We start from the raw sequence: 738 nt of genomic DNA on the forward strand, positions 1-738 counted from the left end.
GTGATCAGACTTTGACGCGAAGATCGCAACCCGCTTAAGCTGCGAGCTCGAGTGCAGCTTCCATTCCATTCCGAACCCTCGAGTCAGTCGCTCCTCCAGCGCGCTTTCGAGTTCCGGGCGCATGGCTTGGAAACCTTCGAGATGAAATGCTGTTCGCTGAAAGAAGTTCCCGCTTTCGGGATCAGTGGAGTACTGGTCAAGCGACATAATGTTCGCTCCGAACTCCCGAAGAATCGAGGCCACAGCAGCCACGATGCCAGGCTTGTCTTCCCCCTTGACCAATAAGCGACCTTGTTCCGAGAGCTTTTCGACGGACCGAAGGGACTGTTCGGCATGGCCGGCAATTGTTATCACGTTTGTTTCCTTTGCTTGCAATATTGAGAATGAGAGGCGATGAGCAGAACGTGAGACTCGTCGAGACGCGTTGGTTTCCGCCACGGCTGCAAAAAACGAAAGCGCGACATATCGCTTGAGCATCATGGATATTCTTGTCTCAGACCACCGCTGGTACGCCTATAGGCTGATCACCGCGCTTTTATAGGTCGAGCTGTTCCATTAGGAATGGTTTTCCGGAAGAAGCGCGGCTATGACTCTTTTGCACGGGTCACCGGCCAAAATCCGTATGCAGGTCTCGGCCCGCGGGGACAGCCTGAAGTCAGTTTCCAGTTTTAGAATGGTCTCTTGCCGAACTCTCAGCCCAGATCCAAGACGGTTCTTCTACGCCAATCGCAGCCATCC

At 53.8% G+C, this 738-nt stretch carries 1 protein-coding gene; it reads right to left on the reverse strand.

Translation table 11 applies throughout. From position 1 onward, the window contains the following. Positions 1-480 (reverse strand): ACT domain-containing protein (locus B879_RS24125; RefSeq protein ID WP_202949683.1); only part of this gene is annotated, 480 nt, incomplete at its 3' end. Positions 481-738 lie beyond the last annotated feature (258 nt).

Origin of the sequence: Cecembia lonarensis LW9 (genome assembly GCF_000298295.1) — a bacterium.
Classification (GTDB): domain Bacteria; phylum Bacteroidota; class Bacteroidia; order Cytophagales; family Cyclobacteriaceae; genus Cecembia; species Cecembia lonarensis.